Source organism: Bacillus sp. 1735sda2 (genome assembly GCF_024159245.1).
GTDB classification, from domain to species: Bacteria; Bacillota; Bacilli; order Bacillales; family Bacillaceae; genus Bacillus; species Bacillus pumilus_O.
Genome location: NZ_JAMYWZ010000001.1, coordinates 1,750,014 through 1,772,578, shown reverse-complemented (window position 1 = coordinate 1,772,578; position 22,565 = coordinate 1,750,014). Strand labels below are relative to the sequence as shown.

Genomic DNA, 22,565 nt, shown 5'->3' with positions numbered 1-22,565 from the left:
TTAAAAAAAGAGAGCCTGCGCTCTCTCAATCAAGTATGTTTAGTTTTTTCGCTTCTTCTTCGATGATCGTCAGTGCACGGTCAAGCTCTTCTTTTGTGTGCTCTGCTGTGATGATGGCTCTAATTCTCGCTTTTCCTTTTGCTACAGTTGGGAAAGCAATGCCTTGAGCAAAAACGCCGCGCTCGATTAACGCTTTTGAAAAACGGAAAGTGAGTGCCTCGTCTCCAATCATCATTGGAATAATAGGCGTTTCTGTTGGTGCCACCTCAAATCCAAGGCCGATGACTTTTTCTTTAAAATAGGCCGCGTTCTCCCAAAGAGTTTCAATGCGCTCTGGTTCATCTAACAGCACTTCAATCGCTTCTTCACATGCTCTAGTCACAGCTGGCGGATGTGAGGTACTGAATAAAAACGGTCTTGCTTTATGTTTTAAATAGTCAATTAAAACGGCTGATCCCGCTACATAGCCGCCGAGCACTCCGACAGCCTTACTAAGTGTTCCAACCTGAATATGCACCCTGCCGTCGAGTTTAAAATGGTTGACTGTCCCGCGGCCATTTTCACCAAGCACACCCGAGGCATGTGCATCGTCTACCATCACAAATGCATCATATGCTTCTGCGAGCCTGACAATCTCAGAAAGTGGCGCAATATCTCCATCCATTGAGAACACACCGTCTGTGACGATGAGACGAACGCGGTAATTCATAGATTTCTTTAAAATTTTCTCAAGCTCTTCCATATTGGCATGACCATATACTTTTTTATCTGCTTTTGTTAACCGAATGCCGTCGATGATTGAGGCATGATTCAGTTCATCTGAAATCACAATATCATCTTTTGTCAGAATACTAGATAAAACCCCTTGATTGGTCGTAAAGCCTGATTGAAACACAAGAGCTGCCTCGGTCTTTTTAAATGCAGCGAGCTTTTTTTCAAGGCGTTCGTGCATCGTCATTGTGCCAGCGATCGTTCGTACAGATCCTGTACCAGCACCGAATTCATCAATCGCCTCTTTTGCCGCTTTCATCAGCCTTGGATGCGAGGTGAGGCCTAAGTAGTTATTTGAGGAGAGCTGTATGACAGATTGTTCATTTAATGTCACTGTGGATGATTGTTTTGAGTCAATCTCTTTCAATGTTTGGTGGGTGCCTTGCTGCTTCATTGTTTCCAGTTCATCTTGTAAATACGTGAATTCTTTCATCATTTCTTCCCCCTTTGATTTGATGGCATCATCAGTACGACTTTTCCGCACGTACCATTTCTCATGAGTTCAAATCCCTTTTCGAACTGTTCAAATGGCAGTGTATGGGTGACAACTGGCTGGACATCGATGGTATTCGTTCTTAATAACTCAGATACTTGACGCCACGTCTCAAACATTTTTCTCCCCGTGATCCCTTGCACGGTTAATCCCCTAAAAACAATTTGATTCGTAATGTCAATTGTCACTGGTCGTTCCGGCAAACTGAGGATATTCACTTTCCCTCCATTTGCACATGACTCGAGAGCTTGATTAATGGCAACTGGATGTCCTGACATTTCGCATATCACATCTGCGCCTTCCATCCGCGTGAACTGCTTAATCACCTCAACAGGATCACCTTTTCCAATATCCACGATATGGTCTGCCCCCATTTTCCTAGCAAGATCCAGCCTGTATTGGTTTTGATCGACAGCAAACACTTGGACAGCACCGGAAGCTTTCGCGACGACGATCGCCATTAAACCGATTGGTCCGCAGCCAAAAATCGCCACTGACTTACCTGAAACAGGTGTGTGAAGCACTGTATGAACCGCATTTCCAAGCGGCTCTTGAATAGACGCAAGCTCTACTGGCATTTGAGCTGGATTGTGCCACACATTTTGTTCAGGTACTTTGACATATTCAGCAAAACACCCGTCAATGTCTACCCCTAAAATTTTCGTTTCATTACACAAGTGCTGTTGCCCAGTTAAACACATAGAGCACTGATTACATACAACATGAGTCTCTGCCGATACAAAATCCCCTACTTTTGCACGTGAGACTTGCTTTCCCGTCTTGACAACTTCCCCTGTAAATTCATGTCCAAAAATGTAGGGCGCTTTCACTCTCCCCTTTGCCCAATCATCCCAATTATAAATATGCACGTCTGTTCCGCATATCGATGTGGCTTTTACCTGTATCAATACTTCATGATCATTGATTTCTGGAATCGGCATCTCCATCAACACCGCTCCGTAAGCGCTTTCTTTTTTAACAATTGCTTTCATCGTTCCACACATGACGTACAACCCCTTTGTTAAAAAACTTCTCCCAATGAGATTTTAACACGTCTTATTTTAACCGTAAATACCACTGTCTATTGTATAAGGACAAATGAACACTCCACATATTTTTTTGGATATTTTTCTAAAAAAAAGCAAATCCCCGTAGAAAAGAAGATTTGCTTTTTGATTTACCGTCTTTTTGAAACGGCAATATATAAGGCTGGCACGATTAATAGTGTCAAAATGGTTGAGAAAAAGACACCCGATACAATGCAAATAGCCAGCGGCTTAAACAGCGGATCATTGCTTAATGCTACAGGCATAAGGGCGACAAGGGCCGTAAATGCTGTAAGTAAAATTGGCCTGATCCTTGCTCTTCCCGCTTCAATGACAGCAGTCTGTTGATCGAATCCTTGCTTACGCCGCTGCTCAATAAATTCGAACAAGACAACTGCGTTTCGAACAACGATACCAGCTAATGAGACAATTCCCATTGTTGCCATAAAGCTGAACGGCGTTTGTGTAACAAATAGTCCTATCACAGCTCCAGATATCGCTAAGTAAACCGTCCCTAGAACTAATAGTGGGAGCATCAATGAATTGAACTGGAAAGCGATGGTCACATAAATGAGCAGCAAGACAACCCCAAATAAGAGACTAATTTCAATAAAGAACTGGGATTGATCTTCATTTTCTCCGCCTTGAGAAATGGCTAAATCCTTCGCTGCATTCGTTTGTCCTACTTGATCGACAACTTCTTTCATATCGTCTTTAAACGATTCTGACGTGCCAGGATACGCCTTCAACGTAATAGTCGGAATTCCATTTTCATGAGGAATGCTTTCGTACTGCTCTGTTTCTTTTTCTTTTACATATCGGCTAAGCGGCTCGAGTGAAGGCATACCGCCTTCAGTTGAATTCACAGGCACTTTTATTTTGTTTAGCTTTAATCCATTTTGATGTGTACCTACATCCTGTTTGACAACTAAGTCGATATCATTTGTTCCTTGTTTAAAGCTGCCTAATGGCATGCCTTCTGTCACAAGACCGAGCTGTCTGCTAACAAACTGAGCGCTGAGGCCATCCTCTGCCATTCGGTTACGGTTTAGTTCAAAGGAGATCGTTTTTACCGGCTGATTGACATCGTCAGTAATCAAGCTCGCTCCTTTTTCTTTCATTTCACTTGTGAGTGTTTCTTTGGCATCAATGAGCTTTGCGAAAGAGTCACCAGCAATGGTTACTGTTACAGGCGCACCAGTTGGTGGACCTTGAACAATGGTTTTCATAAAGATATCAGCATCTTTAAATTTATTACGCAATGGCTCTGTCATACGATCGATTAATTGTTTACTCGTCATCTGATCATTGTCTACTCTCACGACAACCTGACCAGTATGATCACTTGCATTTGAGATACTTTCATTAAACAGGTTCGGTACACCACCCCCTGCAAAGATCGCCGTCTCTTCAATACCTTTCTGTTTTTTCACTTCTTGTTCTATTTTCTCTAATGTTTCATTTGTTTTGTCTAATGTTGTTTCACTCGGAAGTGTGACAGTGACAACCACTTCTTTCTTATTCGCTGCAGGGAAAAATTCAAATGGTGTGACGAAAATTAGTAAAAAGGCTAGCGTTGCAACAAGCAAACCACTTAAGCCAATAAGCAGCGGACGCTTCACAATGTTCGTCAGCACGCGGTCTGCATAAAAATCAGCTAATTTTTTTAATGGTTTGCCTAGGAATCCTGGCTCCTTTTGAATTTTCTTATTTTGTCTTTTTCGGTTCACGGTATATTGATAGACTGGCACTAGTGTCAGAGAAATGACCATAGACGCAAGTACAGTCGTTACGAGAACAGACGGTAATGCTCGTATAAATGAACCGTTTGCACCTGAAAGGAAAACAAGTGGCAAGAAAGCAAACACAACCGCAAGTGTTGAGGTCAAAATAGATCCTGCCACTTCTTTGACCCCTGCAATCGTTCCTTTCAGCGGGCTTTCATATTTTTTCATCTGCCTTAAAATATTATCGTTGACGACAATCGCATCATCAACAAGTATTCCTAGGGCAATGATAAAGCCGATAATTGAAATCTGATTGAGGTCCACTTGTAAAAATGGTAGCGGAATCGTTCCGATGGTGATTGATAATGGGATGGCAAGTGAAACGATAAACGCACCGCCAATAGTAAGACCAAGTGTGGTGACAACAATAACTGCGATGACCGCAATAATGGCTTCTTTTATCAAATCATTAAAAATGGCATCAACGTCACTTTTTTGTGAATAGTAGTTTACCCACTCGACACCTTTTGGAAGCTTTTTCTCATTTTCAATAACATCACTGACTTTGTCATACATTTTCGGGATATCAAGTCCTGGTTTGATATTGACTGTAAATGAATAGGCAGGCTTTCCGTTATACGACACAATGTCACTTTTCTCTTTTTCTACTTCTTTTAAGCTGCCAAGCTGACTAATTGTCACCGGTTCACGGTTCGTTTTGGAAAAAAGCTCAAGCTTTTTCACTTGATCCAAATGGTCGTAGGTATCGATGGACAGCTTGACCTTCTCGCCGCCTGTCCGAATGTCACCTAGTGGAGATGTGTCAAACTCCTGATTGATGGTATTTGTGACATCCGTAACATTTAACCCTTCATCCTCCAGTTTGCTTGAATCTAAATTTAATACCGCTTGTTTGTCATTGAACCCTTTGATGACGACACTGTCTACTCCTTTGATGTCCTCCACCTTTTCCTTCAACGCACGAAGCGATTCCTGACTTTTTGCTAAGTCTGCTGATTGACTTGCCACAACCATATAAGAACCAACCGGTACGTTGCCAAACTCATCCTTTACATCTGGCTCCATCACTCCGTCAGGAAAGGACGATGCAGCACTTGTGGTTTCGTTCTTAATTTGACTTGCCACCTTTTGAAAGTCGGCTTGATCATCAATTTCAAGCACAATATTCGAAAAACCAATGGCAGAAACAGAGCTCGTTTTCTCTACACCATTGATATCAGATATGGCTGATTCGAGCTTATTGGTTACTTCACTTTCCACCTGTTTTGCATCCGCACCAGGAAACACGGTGGAAATCGTAACGATATTCGCTTGGAATTCTGGGAGTTCTCGCTTAGGAAGCTGCGTAAATAAATAGCCGCCAGCAATGAGAACAATAAAAAATAAAATAAAAACAAGCTTTCCTCTTTTTAAAAAAGCTTCAATCATTATTTCACCTACTTAAATATTTATTTTTGATGAAGTATTTTCAACTTAATCTTAATTTATCATCATGGTGAAAAAATGCAAGCTTTAATATGTAATTTTTATCTATTTCATGAACTGAATATGTTATATAAGAAATGTATAGTGGTAAACAAAAACAACCTGCTTACATGATGTAAGCAGGTTGAAAATAATAAAATTAGAATTATCGTGGCTCAACAATCAATTTGATGGCTGTTCTTTCTTCTCCATCGATAAGAATGTCCGTAAAGGCTGGAATGCATATCAAATCCACTCCGCTTGGTGCAACAAATCCCCTTGCTATGGCTACAGCCTTGACCGCCTGATTGAGCGCTCCAGCGCCGATTGCTTGTATTTCCGCTGCACCGCGTTCACGTAAAACGCCTGCTAATGCTCCTGCTACTGAATTCGGATTTGACTTTGCTGAAACTTTTAAAATTTCCATTTCTGCTCCCCCTTAAATTTACAATGGATAAGTGAGTGTTCATTAGAACAATCTTTGTTAGATGATGCTATTTTTTGAAAATCCATCCCCAAAATGTTTTTCAAAAATAGCAGGCTACCTACCATTTTTACTATATTCACGATAGAGGGCGCATATTCCTTCTTTCTGATTAATATTTTTCTGAAATAAATTTGTGAACATTTATTCAAAGAAAATATGGTCATCATTTATCAAAATTCGATCAATTTTGACAGCTTTTTTCGACTGTTCGTCAATTTCTACGATGACTGCACTTAATGTCGTAGGTCCTTCTGCAATCTCAAAACGGACGGGAAGACTTGTTTTGAATCGTTTAATAATTGTCTCCCGATCAACACCTAAAATGCCATCATAAGGTCCTGTCATTCCCACATCTGAAATATACGCAGTTCCTTTTGGCAAAACGCGGTTATCTGCTGTTTGAACATGTGTATGCGTTCCAACCACACATGATGCACGGCCGTCTGTATACCAGCCCATCGCTAGCTTTTCACTTGTGGCTTCACCATGAAAATCAATAAAAATGAACGGAGTACGTTTGGATGCTTCCGCAATTAACTCGTCTACTTTTTGAAATGGGCAGTCAAGTGGGGGTAAAAAAGTACGTCCTTGCAGATTGATGACGGCTAATTCTTTCCCTTGTTTTTTGATAAACGTCAGACCTTTACCAGGTGTGCCTTCTGGGAAGTTCGCCGGACGAACCATGTGGGCTGCATCATCGATAAAATCAAAAATGTCTCTTTTATCCCATGTATGGTTGCCCATTGTGAGCACGTCAGCTCCTGCTTGCAGCAGCTCATGATAGATTTTTTCAGTTATTCCTTTTCCATGAGCAGCATTTTCTCCATTCACAATGGTAAAGTGAGGCTGATATTTCTTCTTAAGTTTTGGCAAGTATTCTTTCAGTGTGTCTCGTCCAGGTGAACCGACAATATCTCCAACAAATAATATTTTCATGCGCTTTGAACCCTTCCTCTTTTAAATTGACTTCTTATCAGTGTTGCATATTTACACAAAAAATAAAGCGGCGCTAAGCGCACCGCTCTATTTTGCATACTCTACTGCGCGAGTTTCTCGAATGACCGTCACTTTAATGTGACCAGGGTAATCGAGCTCGTCCTCAATCCGCTTACGAATATCCCTTGCTAGACGGTGAGCTTCAAGATCATTAATTGAATCCGGCTTCACCATAATACGTACTTCACGTCCAGCCTGTATCGCAAACGATTTTTCAACACCTTCATAAGATTCAGAGATATCTTCTAATTTCTCAAGTCTCCGAATGTAATTTTCAAGCGTCTCACTTCTTGCACCAGGGCGTGCTGCAGATAATGCATCTGCTGCCGCAACAAGAACAGCGATAATAGATGTCGGTTCTTGGTCACCATGGTGAGAGGCAATACTGTTGATGACAACAGGATGCTCTTTATATTTCGTCGCAAGCTCAACGCCAATTTCTACGTGGCTTCCTTCTACTTCATGATCAATGGCTTTTCCAATGTCATGCAGAAGACCTGCTCGTTTTGCAAGCTTTGCATCTTCTCCAAGCTCTGAAGCCATGAGACCTGCAAGATGTGCAACCTCAATTGAATGCTTCAGGACATTTTGTCCATAACTTGTACGGAATTTTAAGCGACCGAGAATTTTGATAAGATCCGGATGCAGACCATGAACTCCGACTTCGAATGTCGTTTGCTCACCCATCTCACGGATATAATCATCGACTTCACGGCGTGATTTTTCCACCATTTCTTCAATTCGTGCAGGATGAATGCGGCCATCCTGGACTAACTTGTCCAGAGCTATCCTCGCTGTTTCACGTCTAATCGGATCAAAGCCCGATAGGATAACAGCTTCAGGTGTATCATCTATGATCAAGTCAATACCTGTTAACGTTTCTAACGTACGGATATTTCGTCCTTCACGTCCGATAATACGACCTTTCATCTCATCATTTGGAAGATTGACTACAGATACCGTCGTTTCAGCTACATGATCAGCTGCACAACGCTGTAACGCAAGTGAAAGAATGTTTTTCGCCTTTTTATCAGCCTCTTCTTTCGCTCGGTTTTCAGATTCTTTCGTCATGACTGCAATGTCGTGGGAAAGCTCATTTTCAACTTGATCCAGAATGATTTGTTTCGCTTCATCTCGAGTTAAACTTGAAATACGTTCCAACTCGGCTTTCTGCAAACGAATCATATCATCCACTTTGCTTTCCATCTCTTCAATATGTTGTTGTCGTTCATTCAGAGAATGATCTCTCTTCTCCAACAGGGACTCCCGTTTATCTAAAGATTCATCTTTGCGATCAAGATTTTCCTCTTTTTGAAGTAAACGGTTTTCTTGTCTTTGAAGCTCATTACGTCTTTCACGAACTTCTTGCTCCGCCTCTACACGAAAGGAATGAATTTCATCTTTCGCTTCCAAGAGCGCTTCTTTCTTCAATGCTTCCGCATCACGCTTTGCATCCTCAACAATTTGTTCGGCCATGTTTCTTGCGCCGGATATTTTTGCTTCTGCAATGGTTTTACGAACAAAGTAGCCAACAACTAAACAGATTAGGCTCAGCAAAATGGAGATGATCGTAAACATCGTAGGCGACATATTTTCACCTCCTCTTGCTATGAACTTGGTTTTACAAATAAAGTGTCGGCATGTACATTGTTTTGTGTCTCAACATACAGGGCCTTCACAGGGAATGAGATCCTCACTGCCCTTGTCAAGTTTAAATTAGTTATCAATCATGTTAAGAAAAACAAGTGATACATTCCCATTGTAATTGTGTCGGAAATACTTGTCAAGCTTGCCATCTTAGCGTTTGCAAAAGCAGATCAGAATTATTCTTGATTCAGCAGCTGGTATACTTTATTGTTCACTTGACCCAATTTAGTGTTATTTTGAATGTTTGAGAACAAAACAACGATGGTTTGTCCAGATTTGCTAAAGCTGTTCAAATTGTTGAAGCCCGGCATGACACCATGGTTTGAATAGCTACCGGGAGCAATGTAGAATCCCATACCGTATGTGGAGCTACTTCCTGGCGTAAACATCTTTTTATAGCTCTTCTGCGAATACAGTTTGCCGTCTATCAGTGCTTGGTCAAATTTGTACATATCTATAGCACTCATATAAATATCTCCAGCACCATACAGCTGAGATAGATCAGGCATATACGGTGTAATCGCTTTACTGCCTTTCAACTTATATCCAACAGCAGGATAAGGTTCTTTTTCATATGTTTTGTAAAAGCCTGCATGCGTCATTCCCGCCGGTTTAAAAATATGATTCGTTATATACTGTTCATAGGACTCACCGCTTACTTCAGCAACAATATAAGCAAGAATAGAATAGTTGGAATCCTTGTAGTCCCATACGCCCGGCTGATGATTAATTCCCTGACGTTCTATGTCTTTTATTAAATTTGGCGGAGTAATTACGCCTTTTCCCTCAATATGTCCGTTTATTCCCGATGTATGTGTAAGCAGATTTTTCAAAGTAATCTTTTGTCCGTTAGGGAAATGAGGTAAATACGCGCTTACCGGATCACTTGTCTGAAGTTTCCCCTTTTCCTCAAGCTGCAAAATAGCGGTTGCTATCAGCGCTTTTTGTGACGAACCGACATAAAAAGATGTCGATGGATTATTTTGAATTTTTTGTTTACGGTCTGCATAACCAAAACCTTTATTTGTTACGATTTCTCCATTTCTAACAATCATGGCTGTTCCGTTGAAACCGATCTCATTTAAATAACTGCTGATTTTTTGATTGCGGTCCACTGTTTTGATTTGTCCCTCTGATTTTTTAGCGGTTTTCTTTTTGACTTCTTTTTTCTGGCTGGTATTTGAAGCTGTTGCAGTTTGTTGAAACGAGTTGTTCTCTTCACTATTTCGATGAAGCACATTCCACATCGTGAAGCAAATCATCACTGCTAAAAAAACAAGCACAAGTTTTCCCCTTTGATTTGGTTTTCTCCGTCTATGTTTTGCAGTTCTTCTGTGGGTTCGGCTTGTCATTACTTTTTCCTCCCAAAACAAATTCCATCTTGTACAATTTAGACGGATGAGTTACTGAAAAAGTTGTCGAAAGTTTTTTTACAAAATAAAAAAGGCTGAGCTTTTTCACCCAGCCTTTTTTATCATTTCATACTGATTTTATTTTTATTCTAAACCTTCTAGCGCCTCTTCAGCTTCCTGCTGCGCTACTCCGTTATTATCCAAGCCGTAATGTTCACGAATTTGCTCCTGAATCATCAGCATGATATCTTTATTTTCTTTTAGGAACTGTTTCGCATTTTCACGGCCTTGTCCAAGACGTTCCTCTTGGTAAGAATACCAAGCACCGCTCTTTTGTACGATATCTAGTTCGCTTCCAAGGTCAATGATCTCGCCCTCTTTTGAGATTCCTTCACCGTACATAATATCTACTTCTGCAATACGGAAAGGCGGTGCTACTTTGTTTTTCACCACTTTAATTCTCGTTTTATTCCCCATAATGTCATTTCCCTGTTTCAGCTGTTCAGCACGGCGCACTTCTAAACGAACAGATGAATAGAACTTCAGCGCACGTCCACCAGGCGTTGTTTCAGGGTTACCGAACATGACCCCAACTTTTTCACGAATTTGGTTAATAAAGATGGCAATGGTTTTTGATTTATTAATGGCACCAGATAGTTTACGAAGTGCTTGGGACATCAAACGTGCTTGTAGACCAACGTGTGAATCACCCATGTCTCCTTCAATCTCTGCTTTTGGTACAAGAGCAGCTACTGAGTCAATAACAACAATATCAACTGCACCACTGCGGACAAGCGCTTCTGCAATTTCAAGTGCTTGCTCTCCTGTGTCAGGCTGAGAAAGTAACAACTCATCAATATTGACACCTAGTTTTTGAGCATAAACTGGATCAAGTGCATGCTCTGCATCGATAAATGCAGCTTGTCCTCCCTGCTGCTGAACCTCAGCAATGGCATGAAGTGCTACTGTCGTTTTACCAGAACTCTCTGGACCATATACTTCAATAATACGCCCGCGAGGATATCCGCCTATTCCCAGTGCAGTATCAAGTGCTAACGAACCACTCGGTACTGTTGAAATACGTGTATCTGTTTGCTCTCCTAGTTTCATAATAGAGCCTTTACCAAACTGTTTTTCTATTTGTTTAAGAGCCATATCTAAGGCTGCTTGACGATCACTCATTCTATTGTTTCCTCCTTTATCAATTCCACTATCTATACTATACCTTGTTTTACGTCATTTGCCAAGAAAAAAACGAACACATATTCGATTTTTTCTTGGTGGATTTTTAAGAAAAGAGTGATTTCTAATAGAAAAAACACTCTTTTCTAAAGGAGCAAACCTAACAAAAAACAAAATTAACTTTCTTTTAATAAATTGAGCAAGTGATGCAAACCGTATTTCACAGCGCGTTTGCGAATGCCCGACCGGCTTCCAGTAAACATCCATTCAAACACGTCTGTATGGTCTTTCGTAGATAGCCCGATGAACACTTTTCCGACCGGCTGTCCCTCGTGGGTATCAGGGCCTGCTACACCCGTAAAGCTAATGCCAATATCACTTCCCGTGAGCTTTCTAACACCTTCAGCAAGCTCTAAAGCACACTCTTTGCTGACAGCACCATGAGAGGACAATGTTTCCTCCCGGCAGCCAAGCACCTGCTGTTTGACTTGGTTTGTATAACAAACGATACTGCCGCTTAAAATCGACGACGCACCTTCAAGATCTGTCAGCCATTCAGAAAACATTCCGCCTGTTAGGCTCTCAGCCGCTGCCACTGTTTTCCCGTGATCGCGCAAGGCCTTGGAAGCTTCGCGGACAAGTGATGTCTCACCATACCCGTAGAAGTACTCTCCTACTCGCGCTAAAATTTTCGCTTCCGTCTCTTTTAACAGACGCTCCGTTTCTTTTTCATCCTCATGCTTAGCCGTGAGCCTAAGTGTCACTTCACCGTCAGATGCAAGAGGTGCAATCGTTGGATTGGTTTGAGCATCAATTAAATCTTCTAGGTCTGTTTCAAGCTGTGATTCACCAATTCCAAAGAAACGGAGAACAACAGACACGATTTTTTCCTTTAAACCCAGTTTCTCAGATATGAGCGGTTTTGCCTCGTTCTCAAACATCGGATGCAGTTCACTTGGCGGGCCTGGAAGAAGCATATAAAACGTATCGTTTTCTTGAATGAACATACCCGGAGCCATCCCAAACCGGTTCACGAGCACATCAGATCCTTCTAGAACGAGTGCCTGTTTTCGGTTATTCGGTGACATGTCTCGTCCAGTCTTTCGAAAGTATTCTTGAATGGATTCAAATGCTTCTTCATTTAGCACAAGCTCTTTTCCGAGCGTGCTCGCAATGGTTTCTTTTGTTAAATCATCTTTTGTTGGTCCAAGACCACCTGAGAAGATAATAAAATTCGATCTTTCCTGCGCCACTTGAATGGCTCTTTTTAAACGCTCTGGATTGTCACCAACTGCTGTATGGTAATAAACATTCACACCAATTTCAGCTAGCTGTTTGCTGATGAATTGTGCATTCGTATTCGTAATTTGCCCTAGCAAAAGTTCGGAACCGACTGCAATAATTTCTGCTTTTCTCTCTGACTTCAAAGCGTACACGTCCTTTTTAGTTAGAATTCTTTAAAGCTTCCCAGTTTTTCACAAAGTAATCCCAGCCTGACACAACAGTGAAGAACACTGCTACCCACATCGCAAGGTCACCAAACGGGAATGATACAAGTTCAAACGGCAGGTTATGCAAGAGAAGGGCTGAAATCGCAATGATTTGCGCCCATGTTTTCACTTTTCCAAGCATATTAGCTGCTACCACTTCACCGCCTCCGGCTAGTACAAGCCTTAGACCAGTTACAGCAAATTCACGGCTAATGATCACAATCGCCATCCATGCCGGCGTGAGGTTGTACTGAACAAGTATAATTAAAGCAGCTGAAACAAGCAATTTATCTGCAAGCGGATCTAAAAATTTACCAAAATTCGTCACTAAGTTCAGTTTACGCGCATAGTACCCATCAATCCAGTCCGTTGTCGAAGCAACAATAAACAGGATTGCGCCAACAAGATGCGTCACTTCGATGCTGACGTGACCAAAACGAGCAACTCCCCAATCTAAGGGTGCAAGCATAATAATCATAAAAACAGGGATCAAGGCGATCCTAGAAAGAGTTATTTTATTCGGTAAGTTAAACATGAATTTCAATCCTCCAATAAGCCATTTTTTTATGTATATATAATAGTAGGAACAAAAGAAAAGTCATCTACTTGCTTAAGATGACTTTTCCTTTCCTTTATTCACAATCACAATGTTTTGTGTCATGGTGTTCTTAGGGTCTAATTCGTACTTAAGCGTCTCATCATTCACCTTAATATCAATTCCAGTCGCATTGCCTAGACGGATATCGACCTGAGAGAGCTCAGACAAGTCTGTTTTAAACGATTCGCCATCTTTTAGTTCACCCATTTTCAGCACTTTTCCAGACTCGTCTCTGACGCGCAGCCATGAAGCTTTTGTAGCAGAAATGGTTAACTCCATCTCTTCTGTGCCTGACGCTTCATACGTTGTCGTTGAGCCTTCTGTATTTGCTGCCTTCAAAGAGATCGTTTCATCGTCTTTAGATGAATCCTTTGATGAGTCATCTTTTTTAGATGATTTTTCTTGATCATCTGACGAAGCTTTTTCTTTTTTCTTTTGATCCTTTGCAAGAGATGAATCCTCAGATACTTCATACTTAGATTCTGACTGCTGAGGAGCCGTCTGGTTGTTCTTCTGTCCGCTATCATGATTAACTGCCTGCACGATGACATAAATGATCGCGATGACCACAAGGACGCCTCCAATAATCAAGATGGTAGGCAGCAGCTCAAGCACCTTCGAGGCAGGCTTTGGCAGCTCTCTTTGCGGCTTAATATTTGATAATTTATCAGATACTTCATCGTTATACGTGCTCGGTACATCTTTACGAAATTCTTCGAACAATTGTTCAGGATTTAGTCCAACGGCTTCGGCATATTGTTTAATAAACGCTCTGACGTAAAATTTACCTGGAATAATATCATAGTTTCCTTGTTCGATTGCTAGCAAGTAGCGCTTTTGGATTTTGGTCACCGTCTGAAGATCCTCCAGAGACATCCCTTTTTCCTCTCTGGCCTCAATGAGCCGTTTTCCCAATTCAGTCAAAACAAACACCTACCATTACCATATTAAAAATCGAAGCCAGAAAAACCAGAATGATCAAACACTTGTGGTTCTTCAGCGTGCTCATATGTAATCTCTTCATCTGCACTATTACGCAATTCAATAATATAGTCGAAATCATCCATTGTATATTCTGAATTTTGAATAAAGATGTCTGGATGCTCTACTACTTTCGTTGCCGGCAGTCTCATAATTTCTCTTAAAAGCTGCAAGTGCTTCTCAGAACCTCTTCGCGTCGACACAATCCCATCAATAATAAAAACGTTATCTGGGCTATATTCATCCGCAATCAGTTGACTTCGGATCGTCTGTTTCAAAAGAGTGGATGATACAAAAAGCCATCTTTTGCTGGCACATACACTTGAGGCCACAATTGATTCTGTTTTTCCGACACGCGGCATCCCGCGAATCCCAATCAATTTATGTCCTTCTTTTTTAAATAGCTCAGCCATAAAATCAACAAGAAGACCAAGCTCGTCCCTTTCAAATCGGAACGTCTTTTTGTCATCTGCATCACGCTGAATATATCTGCCGTGACGAACCGCTAAGCGGTCACGAAGTTTTGGCTGTCTTAATTTCGTTACTTTTATCGTTTCCATTGTATTTAAAATTGATTCAAGGCGCTTAATTTGGTCTGTGTGGTCACAGCGCAGAAGCATTCCGCGTCTTGATACATCAACACCATTAATTGTCACAATATTAATTGAAAGCATCCCCATCAGAGATGAAATGTCTCCTAATAGTCCGGGACGGTTTACCTGTATCTCATATTCAAAATACCATTCGAGCTTTGCCAAATGATATTACCCCCTTCATTGTGGCAAATTTTTACCTTCCTATATCATAAAGCATTTTCACATTTTTAGAAAGCACAATGTTGTGGAAACAGTTAAAATAAAAAGAGAGGCACAAACGACCCCTCTTTTTCTTTAGTGCGAGCTATTATTTTCAACCAGTTTGACCATCATATTGGCAATTGCGCGCTGCTCATCTTCTGATGCGACGCTCCAAAGGTCAGCAAGTACTCTTTCTTGCTCGTTTTTTGCTTCAACTTCGTTAGCTAAATATCCGCCAATTTCATACGCAAGGTTATTGATGGTATCATCTTTTAAACCTTTATCCTGCGCATGATTTAAACGGTCACCTAAAAAGTTTTTCCAATGGTCCCAGTTCTCAAGTACTGACATGTCGATTCCTCCATTCGAAAAGATGAATTACAGCCATAGCTTTTGTCATGGAGTGACGAATTATACACGTTTTTTAACAGTACCAGCCACCATTAACGGATAAAATTTGACCTGTCATATAACTTGACTGCTTTGAGGCGAGAAACCAAATGACATCGGCAATCTCCTCAGGTGATGCAAGCCGGCCAAGCGGAATTTCTTCCTCCAGCATGTCAATATCTTCTTGTGTGAAGCTTTTCATCATATCTGTATGGACAGCACCTGGTGAAACAGCATTTGCTCTAATTCCACTTGGGGCAAGCTCTTTTGCCAGACCTTTAATAAACGCATTTTGCGCACCCTTCACCATGCTATACAGCACTTCACATGATGCCCCTGTTTCTCCCCATATCGAGCTTACCGCAACAATATGACCTGCTTTTTTTTGAATCATGGCTGGCAATAGCTGTTGGGTAAGTTCATATGGACTTGTGACATGAAGCTGAACCATACTGGCTAATACGTCTTTTTCTGTATCTGTCACTAATCCGACATGACTCTTACCGCTATTTAATACAAGAATATCTGGAGATACAGATAGACGGCTGACGAGCTTATCAGCTCCGCCTATTTTTGCTAAATCTGCTTGAACGACATGCGTCTGAATATGATACGCTTCTTCCAACTCAGCGGCAAGCTTGACGGCTGCCTGTTCATTTTTGTGATAATGGAGTATCATGTGGCAGCCTTCCTGGGCAAGCCTTTTGGCTGCAGCCTGCCCGATCCCGCCACTGGCACCTGTTATCAGCGCCCAACGACTCATCACATGGATTCCTACTTTCTATTTAAAATATCTATTCTTTCCGTTTAAATGGGAACCAGTTCGCTGATCCGAACAATTTCACCATCACAGGTACGAACAATGGTAGCACAACGAGTGCGTATAGCAAAAGTCCTGTGAGAACGAGTGTTGCAATCTGTAAGAGAGACAGCACTCCTGAAGGAAGCATGGCTGCAAATGTTCCTGCCAAAATAACAGCAGCAGACATAATGACAGAGCCCATATTCTTCATTGATTCGGTCATCGCAAACTGAATGTCTTTTGTTTTGTATTCATTGAACCTCTCCATTAAGAAAATCGAATAGTCGACTCCGAGCGCCATTAATATCACAAAGCCAAAGAATGGAACCGCCCAGTTAATGCCCGGATAACCGAAGAAATGAGTGAAGATAAATTCTGTCATTCCGATAGCTGTAAAGTAGGTCAAAATAAGTGAACCTACCAAGTACAGTGGCATCACAAGCGAACGGAACAGGATCACAAGAATGAGAAAAATACCGATCATCATGTAAAGAACCGTCTTATTGAAATCTTGGTCTGAAAGCTGTTTTAAATCAGCATTCATACTTGATACACCTGAAACACCAAATGATGCATCTTTTAAATTTGTTTCAGGAAGTGCCCGCTCGACAGATGCTTCTACTTGTTTGATCGTCGACAAGGCTTCATTACCATATGGATTTTTTTCTAAAATGACATCAATCTTTGTCATCTTGCGGTCATCCGACATGTATGAATCAAATACTTGCTTGAATGCTTTATTTTTTAGCACATCTTTTGGGATAAACCAGCCGGCCATGTCTTGATCTGGAGCATTTTTCAGTTCGTCTAAGTAGTCACCTGCACCCATTAATCCGCTTGAAATTTTCTCCAAGCCATCGACGCTCTTGTTCAGCCCATCAGTTAGTTTGGTCAGATTATCACCAAAGCCGCCAATCTTTTCTTTCATTTGTTTTTGACCATCAATGACTTGCCCTGCACCATTTGCAAGCTTTGGCATATTATCAGCTATTTGCCCCTGGCCTTTCGACGTTTTATCCAATCCAGTTTCAATTGCATCTAAGCCAGCAATGAGCTCATCGATTTGACTCGTTAAGACTTTTTGCTGCTCTTTCGCTTTTGCGATAAAGGCATCCGCTGCTTCAAGCTGTTTTCTAGCTTCTTTCGCTTGTTTGGCATAGCTGTCTGCCTGTTTTGCGCCTTCTTGCAAGGTCGTAGAAAGTTCATTATAGGAAGCTTTGATGGCTTGATACGATTGATTTTCTTTCACCTGCGGAATTTGTTTTTCAAGTGTACTAAATTGTTGATTTGCTTGTGTGATTAATGCTTTTACATCCGCTGCAGCAGAAGATGACGTATCCACCTTCGCTAATGCTGCCTTTAATTCTTTGGAAATGCTTTTATATAGCGACACTTGTTGATTCACTTGTGCGACTTGAGCTGTTAATTCCTTTTTCGCACCTTTAATTTTTTCTTTAATCTGTGCAACACCGTTTTTGTTTTGATCGATTCCGCTTTGCAGTTCTCTTAACGATTTTTCGATGTTTTGAATGCCTGTTTTCACTGATTCTGTCCCAGAAATCAATTTGTTAATGCCTTTTCCAGATGATTTGATTTGCGGTGTTTGATCCTCAATGGATTGACTCATTGTCGTCAGTGCATCTTGTATTTTTTTCAAGCCTTCATTACTTTTATCAAGTCCGGTATTCAGTTCTTTTGCTTGTGATTTCACGTATAGATCACTCAGCCCTTTACCGACAGGACGTGTCGCACTTCTCACTTTACTTACGCCATCTGTTTGTTCAATTGCACGGCTGAGTTTTTCAACAGCAATCAGTCCTTTATTGTTGTCTAACAGATCAGCTGATTTCACAACAATCGTTGCAGGTAGAGCTTCTCCTGGTCCAAATTTGTCAGAAATCGTATTGAATGCATTGACTGATTCATATTTATTACCAATTTCATCTAAGCTGTTATAAGAAAGCGTTCCTTTATACATAAGAATGGGCGGAAGCGTAATGATTCCTACGATTAATAAACTAAAAAGTGGTTTTTTAAATGAAAAGCGACCTGCTGTTTCCCACATTTTTGACTGCGGATGAGCAATATCACCTTTAATCGGCCAAAATAGCACTTTTCCTAAAACCGCCATAAAGAAAGGAACAATTGTGAGAAGCGCCACAATGAGCACAGCGACACCAACTGCTACTGCAACAGCTGATTTATAGAGCTGGAATTGCGCCAGGCCAATACATGTAAAGCCGATGAGCACAGCGATTCCGCTGAATAAAACAGTCTTTCCTGCTGTTTTATACGTAATGAGAATCGCCTCAATTTTATCTTTACCGTGTGCGATCTCTTCTTTAAAGCGGCTGAGAAGCAGAATGCAGTAGTCCGTTCCTATTCCAAACATGATCGCGACCATGAAGATTTGGGTAAAGGTTGAGAGCGGGAAGTCGAGATATTTAACTAAATAAGCCACGATGGATTGACTCACCAAGTAAGATAGAGCTACTGCGACTAACGGAACGAAAGGTGCCACAGCTGATCTAAAGACAAGGACTAGAACGATGAGAATAAAGCCAATCGTAATGAACTCTGTTTTCTTTAGACCCTCTTGTGAGCTTGTGATCACATCATCATCAATTAACGGCTGTCCTGTCATTTCATATGTCAGATTTAAACTCTTCAGTTTTTCATTGACTTTTTCTTTAAAAACGGAAGCTTTGATTTTGTTTGAGTCATATGTAACTGGAACAAGAAGCGTCGTTCGATCTTTAGAGAGCATCTGTTTTTTAATATCTTTATTGGCGTCAAAATACGAAGTGATGTCCTCGACATGTAGATCTTGATCCTTTTCTAAAATCTCCATTGCTTTTTTTAAAGATGTTTCTCTTTCTTTGACGATGTTCTTTTCTTGAAAGACAATGACAATTGATTTTTCTGTATCACCGTTTTCAGACATTTTCTTTAATAACTGATTTGCATATGAGGACGGATAGCCGTCTGGTACTGAAATTTGTCCTTTTTCTTTTGTTAATTGCGCCATATTAGGAGCGGTGATAAGTAACACTGCCGCTAATACGATCCATAAAATCGTGATCAGCCATCTACCCTTTATGATTGCTCTCATTAGTACTTTGTGCCTCCTCTTCGATGATTACTTGATAGATCTTTTCATATGTTTGAATAAATGATTCCATTTCTTTTTCTTCCAGTTTTTCAAAATAAGATCGAACTAAATCCTGAAGCTGTTTTTCCATTCGGCTGACCACATCTTTGCCCTCTGGCGTAACGTACAGGTGAACATTTCTTCGATCGGCTTGATCATGCTCGCGGACAATATAGTTTTTTGTAAAAAGACGATTGGTCATGGAAGTTACCGCACTTTTGTTCACATTGCATACATTTGCAAGATCAGTTGACGTACATCCAGGATGTAAATTGATGTATCGAAGTGAGTAATACTGATCAAGTGTCAGCTCTTTATCAAGCTTTTCCGTGATCATACTCGATACCTTTTTTTCCATCATGAGATAGACGTCTGCATATCTCTGAATGAGCTGTGCAATTTTATTTTGTTCCATATGTTGCTCCTTTTAGTTTAAGTGTTTAACTATTAAAGAGTTTAACTAATGAACAAAATGATTGTCAATGAAAATCCTCACAAAACACAGGCTTTTATTCATTAGACATAAAAAAGACAAACTCATTAAATCTGAGTTTGCCTTTTTTCATTATTTTGTTTTCGGAACGACTTTGAAAACAGACATCCGTTCTTCGTCAATTTCTTCCTCTAAAATGTGCTGAATGTCAGTTAATTGGATCTGTTCCAGCATGGTCACGACATCAAATAAGCTCATGTCTAAAAATGCATATCGAGTGAATTGGTTCGCAATGTATTCAGGAGAATTCATGGCTTTTAAAAAGCTGCCGATTTTCTTCTTGCGCGCGAGCTCGATTTTCTCTTCTGAGATCAAGTTCTTTGCTTGAAGAAGGGTTTCTTTTAATACTTTCGCCAATTGATCAGGATCATTTGTGTCTCCACCAACTGACGTGAAGCCGAAGCCGCCTTCTTCTGTATAATCGTAGCTGAAGGTCTCATCAATTAAACCTTTTTCATACATCTGTTCATATTGTAAGGAGCTTTTACCAAACAACGTCTCTAAAATGAGATTCATACCGAGTTCATGTTTTAGCAGATCATTCCCTTTTTTATGAGGATTCTTTGTTTTTAATCCAAACATACATTTCGAGCCTTGTACATTCATTGGAAGTTCGTACTCTTTTCGGTACACACCTTCAGGCTCGTTGATGTCTTTTCGTTTAATCTCTGGCTGATCTGTAAATGGCTTTTTCGCCTGATTTGCTCGAACTTGATCTAATATTTGCTGCGGATCAACGGGACCGACAACAAATAGAAGCATATTGCTTGGATGATAGAACGTTTCATAGCATTCGTACAAATGATCTTTTGTAATCGGAGCAATGCTTTCTACAGTTCCAGCTATATCAATTCTTACAGGGTGCTCTTGATATAGATTTTCAATCAGACCGAAAAATAAACGCCAGTCCGGATTGTCATCATACATGTTAATCTCTTGACCAATGATGCCCTTTTCTTTTTCGACCGTTTTTTCAGTAAAATAAGGCTCTTGAACAAAATCAATGAGTGTCTCAAGGTTTTGTTCGACATTTGAGGTGCTTGAGAATAAGTAAGCTGTTCTCGTAAATGTCGTAAAAGCATTTGCGGATGCCCCTTGTTTACTAAATGTATGGAATACGTCTCCATCTTCTTTTTCAAACAGTTTATGCTCTAAGAAATGGGCAATTCCGTCAGGCACTCGAATCATGTCTTCTTTACCAAGCGGCACAAATTCGTTATCGACAGAGCCATATTTGGTTGTAAAAGTTGCATAGGTTTTGTTAAACCCTTGCTTTGGGAGCACATAGACATCAAGTCCGCTCTCCATTTTTTCGTGATAGACCGTTTCTTGCAGCTGGTCGAATTGAATTGTTTTCACTGTCATGAAGCACCCTCCGTTCCTTTAAGAAAATAGGTCGTATCCCATTCGATTTTCTGACCCACTTTGATGATGTCCTCTTTTGTCACTCGATCAAGTGCTTGTAAAAAGGAATCAAGCGTTTCTCCTGTTGGCACAACGGCATGCTGATACAGGTATTCTGCTGTCCCATAAGATGTATCGATCGTTTCAAGAAGCTGATTTTTGACGACAGCTTTTGTTTGGTCAATCGCTTCATCTGAAAAATCACCTTTTTGCATCGCTTCAAATTGTTCTTTAATGATGTCTACTGCCTGCTGATAGTTGCCGACTTCAATCCCTGACATGACCATCATCAAACCTTTAAAGCTCTCAAGTCTAGACACAGCATAATACGCAAGACTTGCTTTTTCCCGAACATTGATGAATAGCTTCGAGTGCGAGAACCCGCCGAATATGCCATTAAACAAATGCAAAGCCGGATAATCGTCATCTGCAATCGTCGTATGCGTGCGAAAGCCGATATTCAGCTTCCCTTGCTTCACGTCTTCTTCATCGATGACTTCTTTTGCTTCTCTTTGCGTGCTTGCTGATTCAGCGTGTTGTTTGACCGGTTCTCTATCACTTGTTTTGAAGTATTGAGAGACCATCCGGCTGATGTCTTGTTCGTCTACATCTCCCACAACATAAAGATCAAGCTGATTTGTTTGAAGCGCATGCTGATATGCTTCAAACAGCGAATGAGCGGTGATCGTTTCGATATCTTCCATTTCTCCATTGACGTGCAGTGCATACGGTTCACCTTTGCACATTTCCTGCACAAGCCTTAAGTTTGAGTAACGCATTTTATCATCATACACTGCTTGAATCCGCTGTTTTAAAGTGCGTTTTTCTTGATCTACATATAATTGACTGAACGCTCCATCTTCAACATACGGATGGAATAGTAGATCAGATAGTAAGGCAATTCCTTTTTCTAGTAAAGGGGTTTGATCCTTTAAATATTTTTCATTTGCCATTTCTAGGCGGAAGGTAATGATGTGATTCTCTCCTTTTTTCGCCATGTCTGCTGAAACAGTCGCACCATAAAGCTCATCAAAATAAGCACGCAATTCTCCTGTTTTCGGCATTTTCTCTGTTCCTCTTAACAGCACATGCGGGAAAAGTGAACGCATGGTGACATCATCTTTCGATAGAGGCGCGAGCATTTTAAAAAGGATTGTGACCGTTTTAAATTTTTCTGTTTTGACAATATGAGTATGAAGACCAGGTGTGTCTAGTGTCTTCTCTTGTAAGTACGTCATGAGAAACCTCCTTTGTTCATCCTATTTATTATGTA

General features: G+C 40.8%; 18 protein-coding genes. All 18 read right to left on the bottom strand.

Going from position 1 to position 22,565, the window contains the following annotated elements:
* Positions 1 to 25: 25 nt before the first annotated feature.
* Positions 26 to 1,204, bottom strand: a complete 1,179-nt coding sequence (locus tag NKR21_RS09065) for a glycine C-acetyltransferase (protein ID WP_041815531.1) — start codon at positions 1,202 to 1,204, stop codon at positions 26 to 28.
* The gene (tdh, locus tag NKR21_RS09060) at positions 1,204 to 2,268 is read right to left on the bottom strand and encodes an L-threonine 3-dehydrogenase (RefSeq protein ID WP_144456040.1); all 1,065 of its coding nucleotides are present in this window, start codon (positions 2,266 to 2,268) and stop codon (positions 1,204 to 1,206) included. Before tdh ends, NKR21_RS09065 begins: the two co-directional genes overlap by 1 nt.
* Positions 2,269 to 2,441: 173 nt before the next feature.
* Positions 2,442 to 5,486 carry an efflux RND transporter permease subunit gene (locus NKR21_RS09055; protein WP_012010022.1) on the bottom strand — a complete coding sequence of 1,015 codons (3,045 nt, stop codon included), beginning with the start codon at positions 5,484 to 5,486 and terminating at the stop codon, positions 2,442 to 2,444.
* Positions 5,487 to 5,688: 202 nt separating this feature from the next.
* Positions 5,689 to 5,949 carry a stage V sporulation protein SpoVS gene (spoVS, locus tag NKR21_RS09050; protein ID WP_003211281.1) on the bottom strand — a complete coding sequence of 87 codons (261 nt, stop codon included), beginning with the start codon at positions 5,947 to 5,949 and terminating at the stop codon, positions 5,689 to 5,691.
* A gap of 201 nt (positions 5,950 to 6,150) precedes the next feature.
* Positions 6,151 to 6,945 carry a TIGR00282 family metallophosphoesterase gene (locus tag NKR21_RS09045; protein WP_012010021.1) on the bottom strand — a complete coding sequence of 265 codons (795 nt, stop codon included), beginning with the start codon at positions 6,943 to 6,945 and terminating at the stop codon, positions 6,151 to 6,153.
* Positions 6,946 to 7,032: 87 nt separating this feature from the next.
* On the bottom strand, positions 7,033 to 8,595 hold the full coding sequence (gene rny, locus NKR21_RS09040; RefSeq protein ID WP_003211958.1) for a ribonuclease Y: 1,563 nt from the start codon (positions 8,593 to 8,595) through the stop codon (positions 7,033 to 7,035).
* 233 nt (positions 8,596 to 8,828) lie between these two features.
* Positions 8,829 to 10,004, bottom strand: a complete 1,176-nt coding sequence (locus NKR21_RS09035; protein ID WP_144456038.1) for a serine hydrolase domain-containing protein — start codon at positions 10,002 to 10,004, stop codon at positions 8,829 to 8,831.
* A gap of 144 nt (positions 10,005 to 10,148) precedes the next feature.
* On the bottom strand, positions 10,149 to 11,186 hold the full coding sequence (gene recA / locus NKR21_RS09030; RefSeq protein ID WP_088001380.1) for a recombinase RecA: 1,038 nt from the start codon (positions 11,184 to 11,186) through the stop codon (positions 10,149 to 10,151).
* Positions 11,187 to 11,362: 176 nt separating this feature from the next.
* On the bottom strand, positions 11,363 to 12,613 hold the full coding sequence (locus NKR21_RS09025) for a competence/damage-inducible protein A (RefSeq protein ID WP_012010019.1): 1,251 nt from the start codon (positions 12,611 to 12,613) through the stop codon (positions 11,363 to 11,365).
* 16 nt (positions 12,614 to 12,629) lie between these two features.
* Positions 12,630 to 13,211: a CDP-diacylglycerol--glycerol-3-phosphate 3-phosphatidyltransferase gene (gene pgsA / locus NKR21_RS09020; protein WP_012010018.1), complete on the bottom strand. Its 582-nt coding sequence runs from the start codon at positions 13,209 to 13,211 to the stop codon at positions 12,630 to 12,632.
* A gap of 75 nt (positions 13,212 to 13,286) precedes the next feature.
* Positions 13,287 to 14,198, bottom strand: a complete 912-nt coding sequence (locus NKR21_RS09015; protein WP_041815525.1) for a helix-turn-helix domain-containing protein — start codon at positions 14,196 to 14,198, stop codon at positions 13,287 to 13,289.
* A 23-nt stretch (positions 14,199 to 14,221) separates the two neighbouring features.
* Positions 14,222 to 15,013, bottom strand: coding sequence for a DUF3388 domain-containing protein (locus tag NKR21_RS09010; protein WP_003211480.1), 792 nt, complete (start codon positions 15,011 to 15,013; stop codon positions 14,222 to 14,224).
* 132 nt (positions 15,014 to 15,145) lie between these two features.
* Positions 15,146 to 15,403 (bottom strand): DUF3243 domain-containing protein, encoded by a 258-nt coding sequence (locus NKR21_RS09005; protein WP_003211590.1) that lies wholly within the window; start codon positions 15,401 to 15,403, stop codon positions 15,146 to 15,148.
* Between the two features lie 73 nt (positions 15,404 to 15,476).
* The gene (ymfI, locus tag NKR21_RS09000; protein WP_088001386.1) at positions 15,477 to 16,205 is read right to left on the bottom strand and encodes an elongation factor P 5-aminopentanone reductase; all 729 of its coding nucleotides are present in this window, start codon (positions 16,203 to 16,205) and stop codon (positions 15,477 to 15,479) included.
* 31 nt (positions 16,206 to 16,236) lie between these two features.
* Positions 16,237 to 19,356 (bottom strand): MMPL family transporter, encoded by a 3,120-nt coding sequence (locus tag NKR21_RS08995; RefSeq protein WP_144456036.1) that lies wholly within the window; start codon positions 19,354 to 19,356, stop codon positions 16,237 to 16,239.
* The gene (locus NKR21_RS08990; protein ID WP_012010014.1) at positions 19,334 to 19,810 is read right to left on the bottom strand and encodes a MarR family winged helix-turn-helix transcriptional regulator; all 477 of its coding nucleotides are present in this window, start codon (positions 19,808 to 19,810) and stop codon (positions 19,334 to 19,336) included. Before NKR21_RS08990 ends, NKR21_RS08995 begins: the two co-directional genes overlap by 23 nt.
* Positions 19,811 to 19,960: 150 nt before the next feature.
* On the bottom strand, positions 19,961 to 21,253 hold the full coding sequence (yfmH, locus tag NKR21_RS08985) for an EF-P 5-aminopentanol modification-associated protein YfmH (RefSeq protein WP_119124859.1): 1,293 nt from the start codon (positions 21,251 to 21,253) through the stop codon (positions 19,961 to 19,963).
* Positions 21,250 to 22,530 carry an EF-P 5-aminopentanol modification-associated protein YfmF gene (gene yfmF, locus NKR21_RS08980; RefSeq protein WP_012010012.1) on the bottom strand — a complete coding sequence of 427 codons (1,281 nt, stop codon included), beginning with the start codon at positions 22,528 to 22,530 and terminating at the stop codon, positions 21,250 to 21,252. The genes yfmH and yfmF overlap by 4 nt, the downstream gene beginning before the upstream one ends.
* Positions 22,531 to 22,565 lie beyond the last annotated feature (35 nt).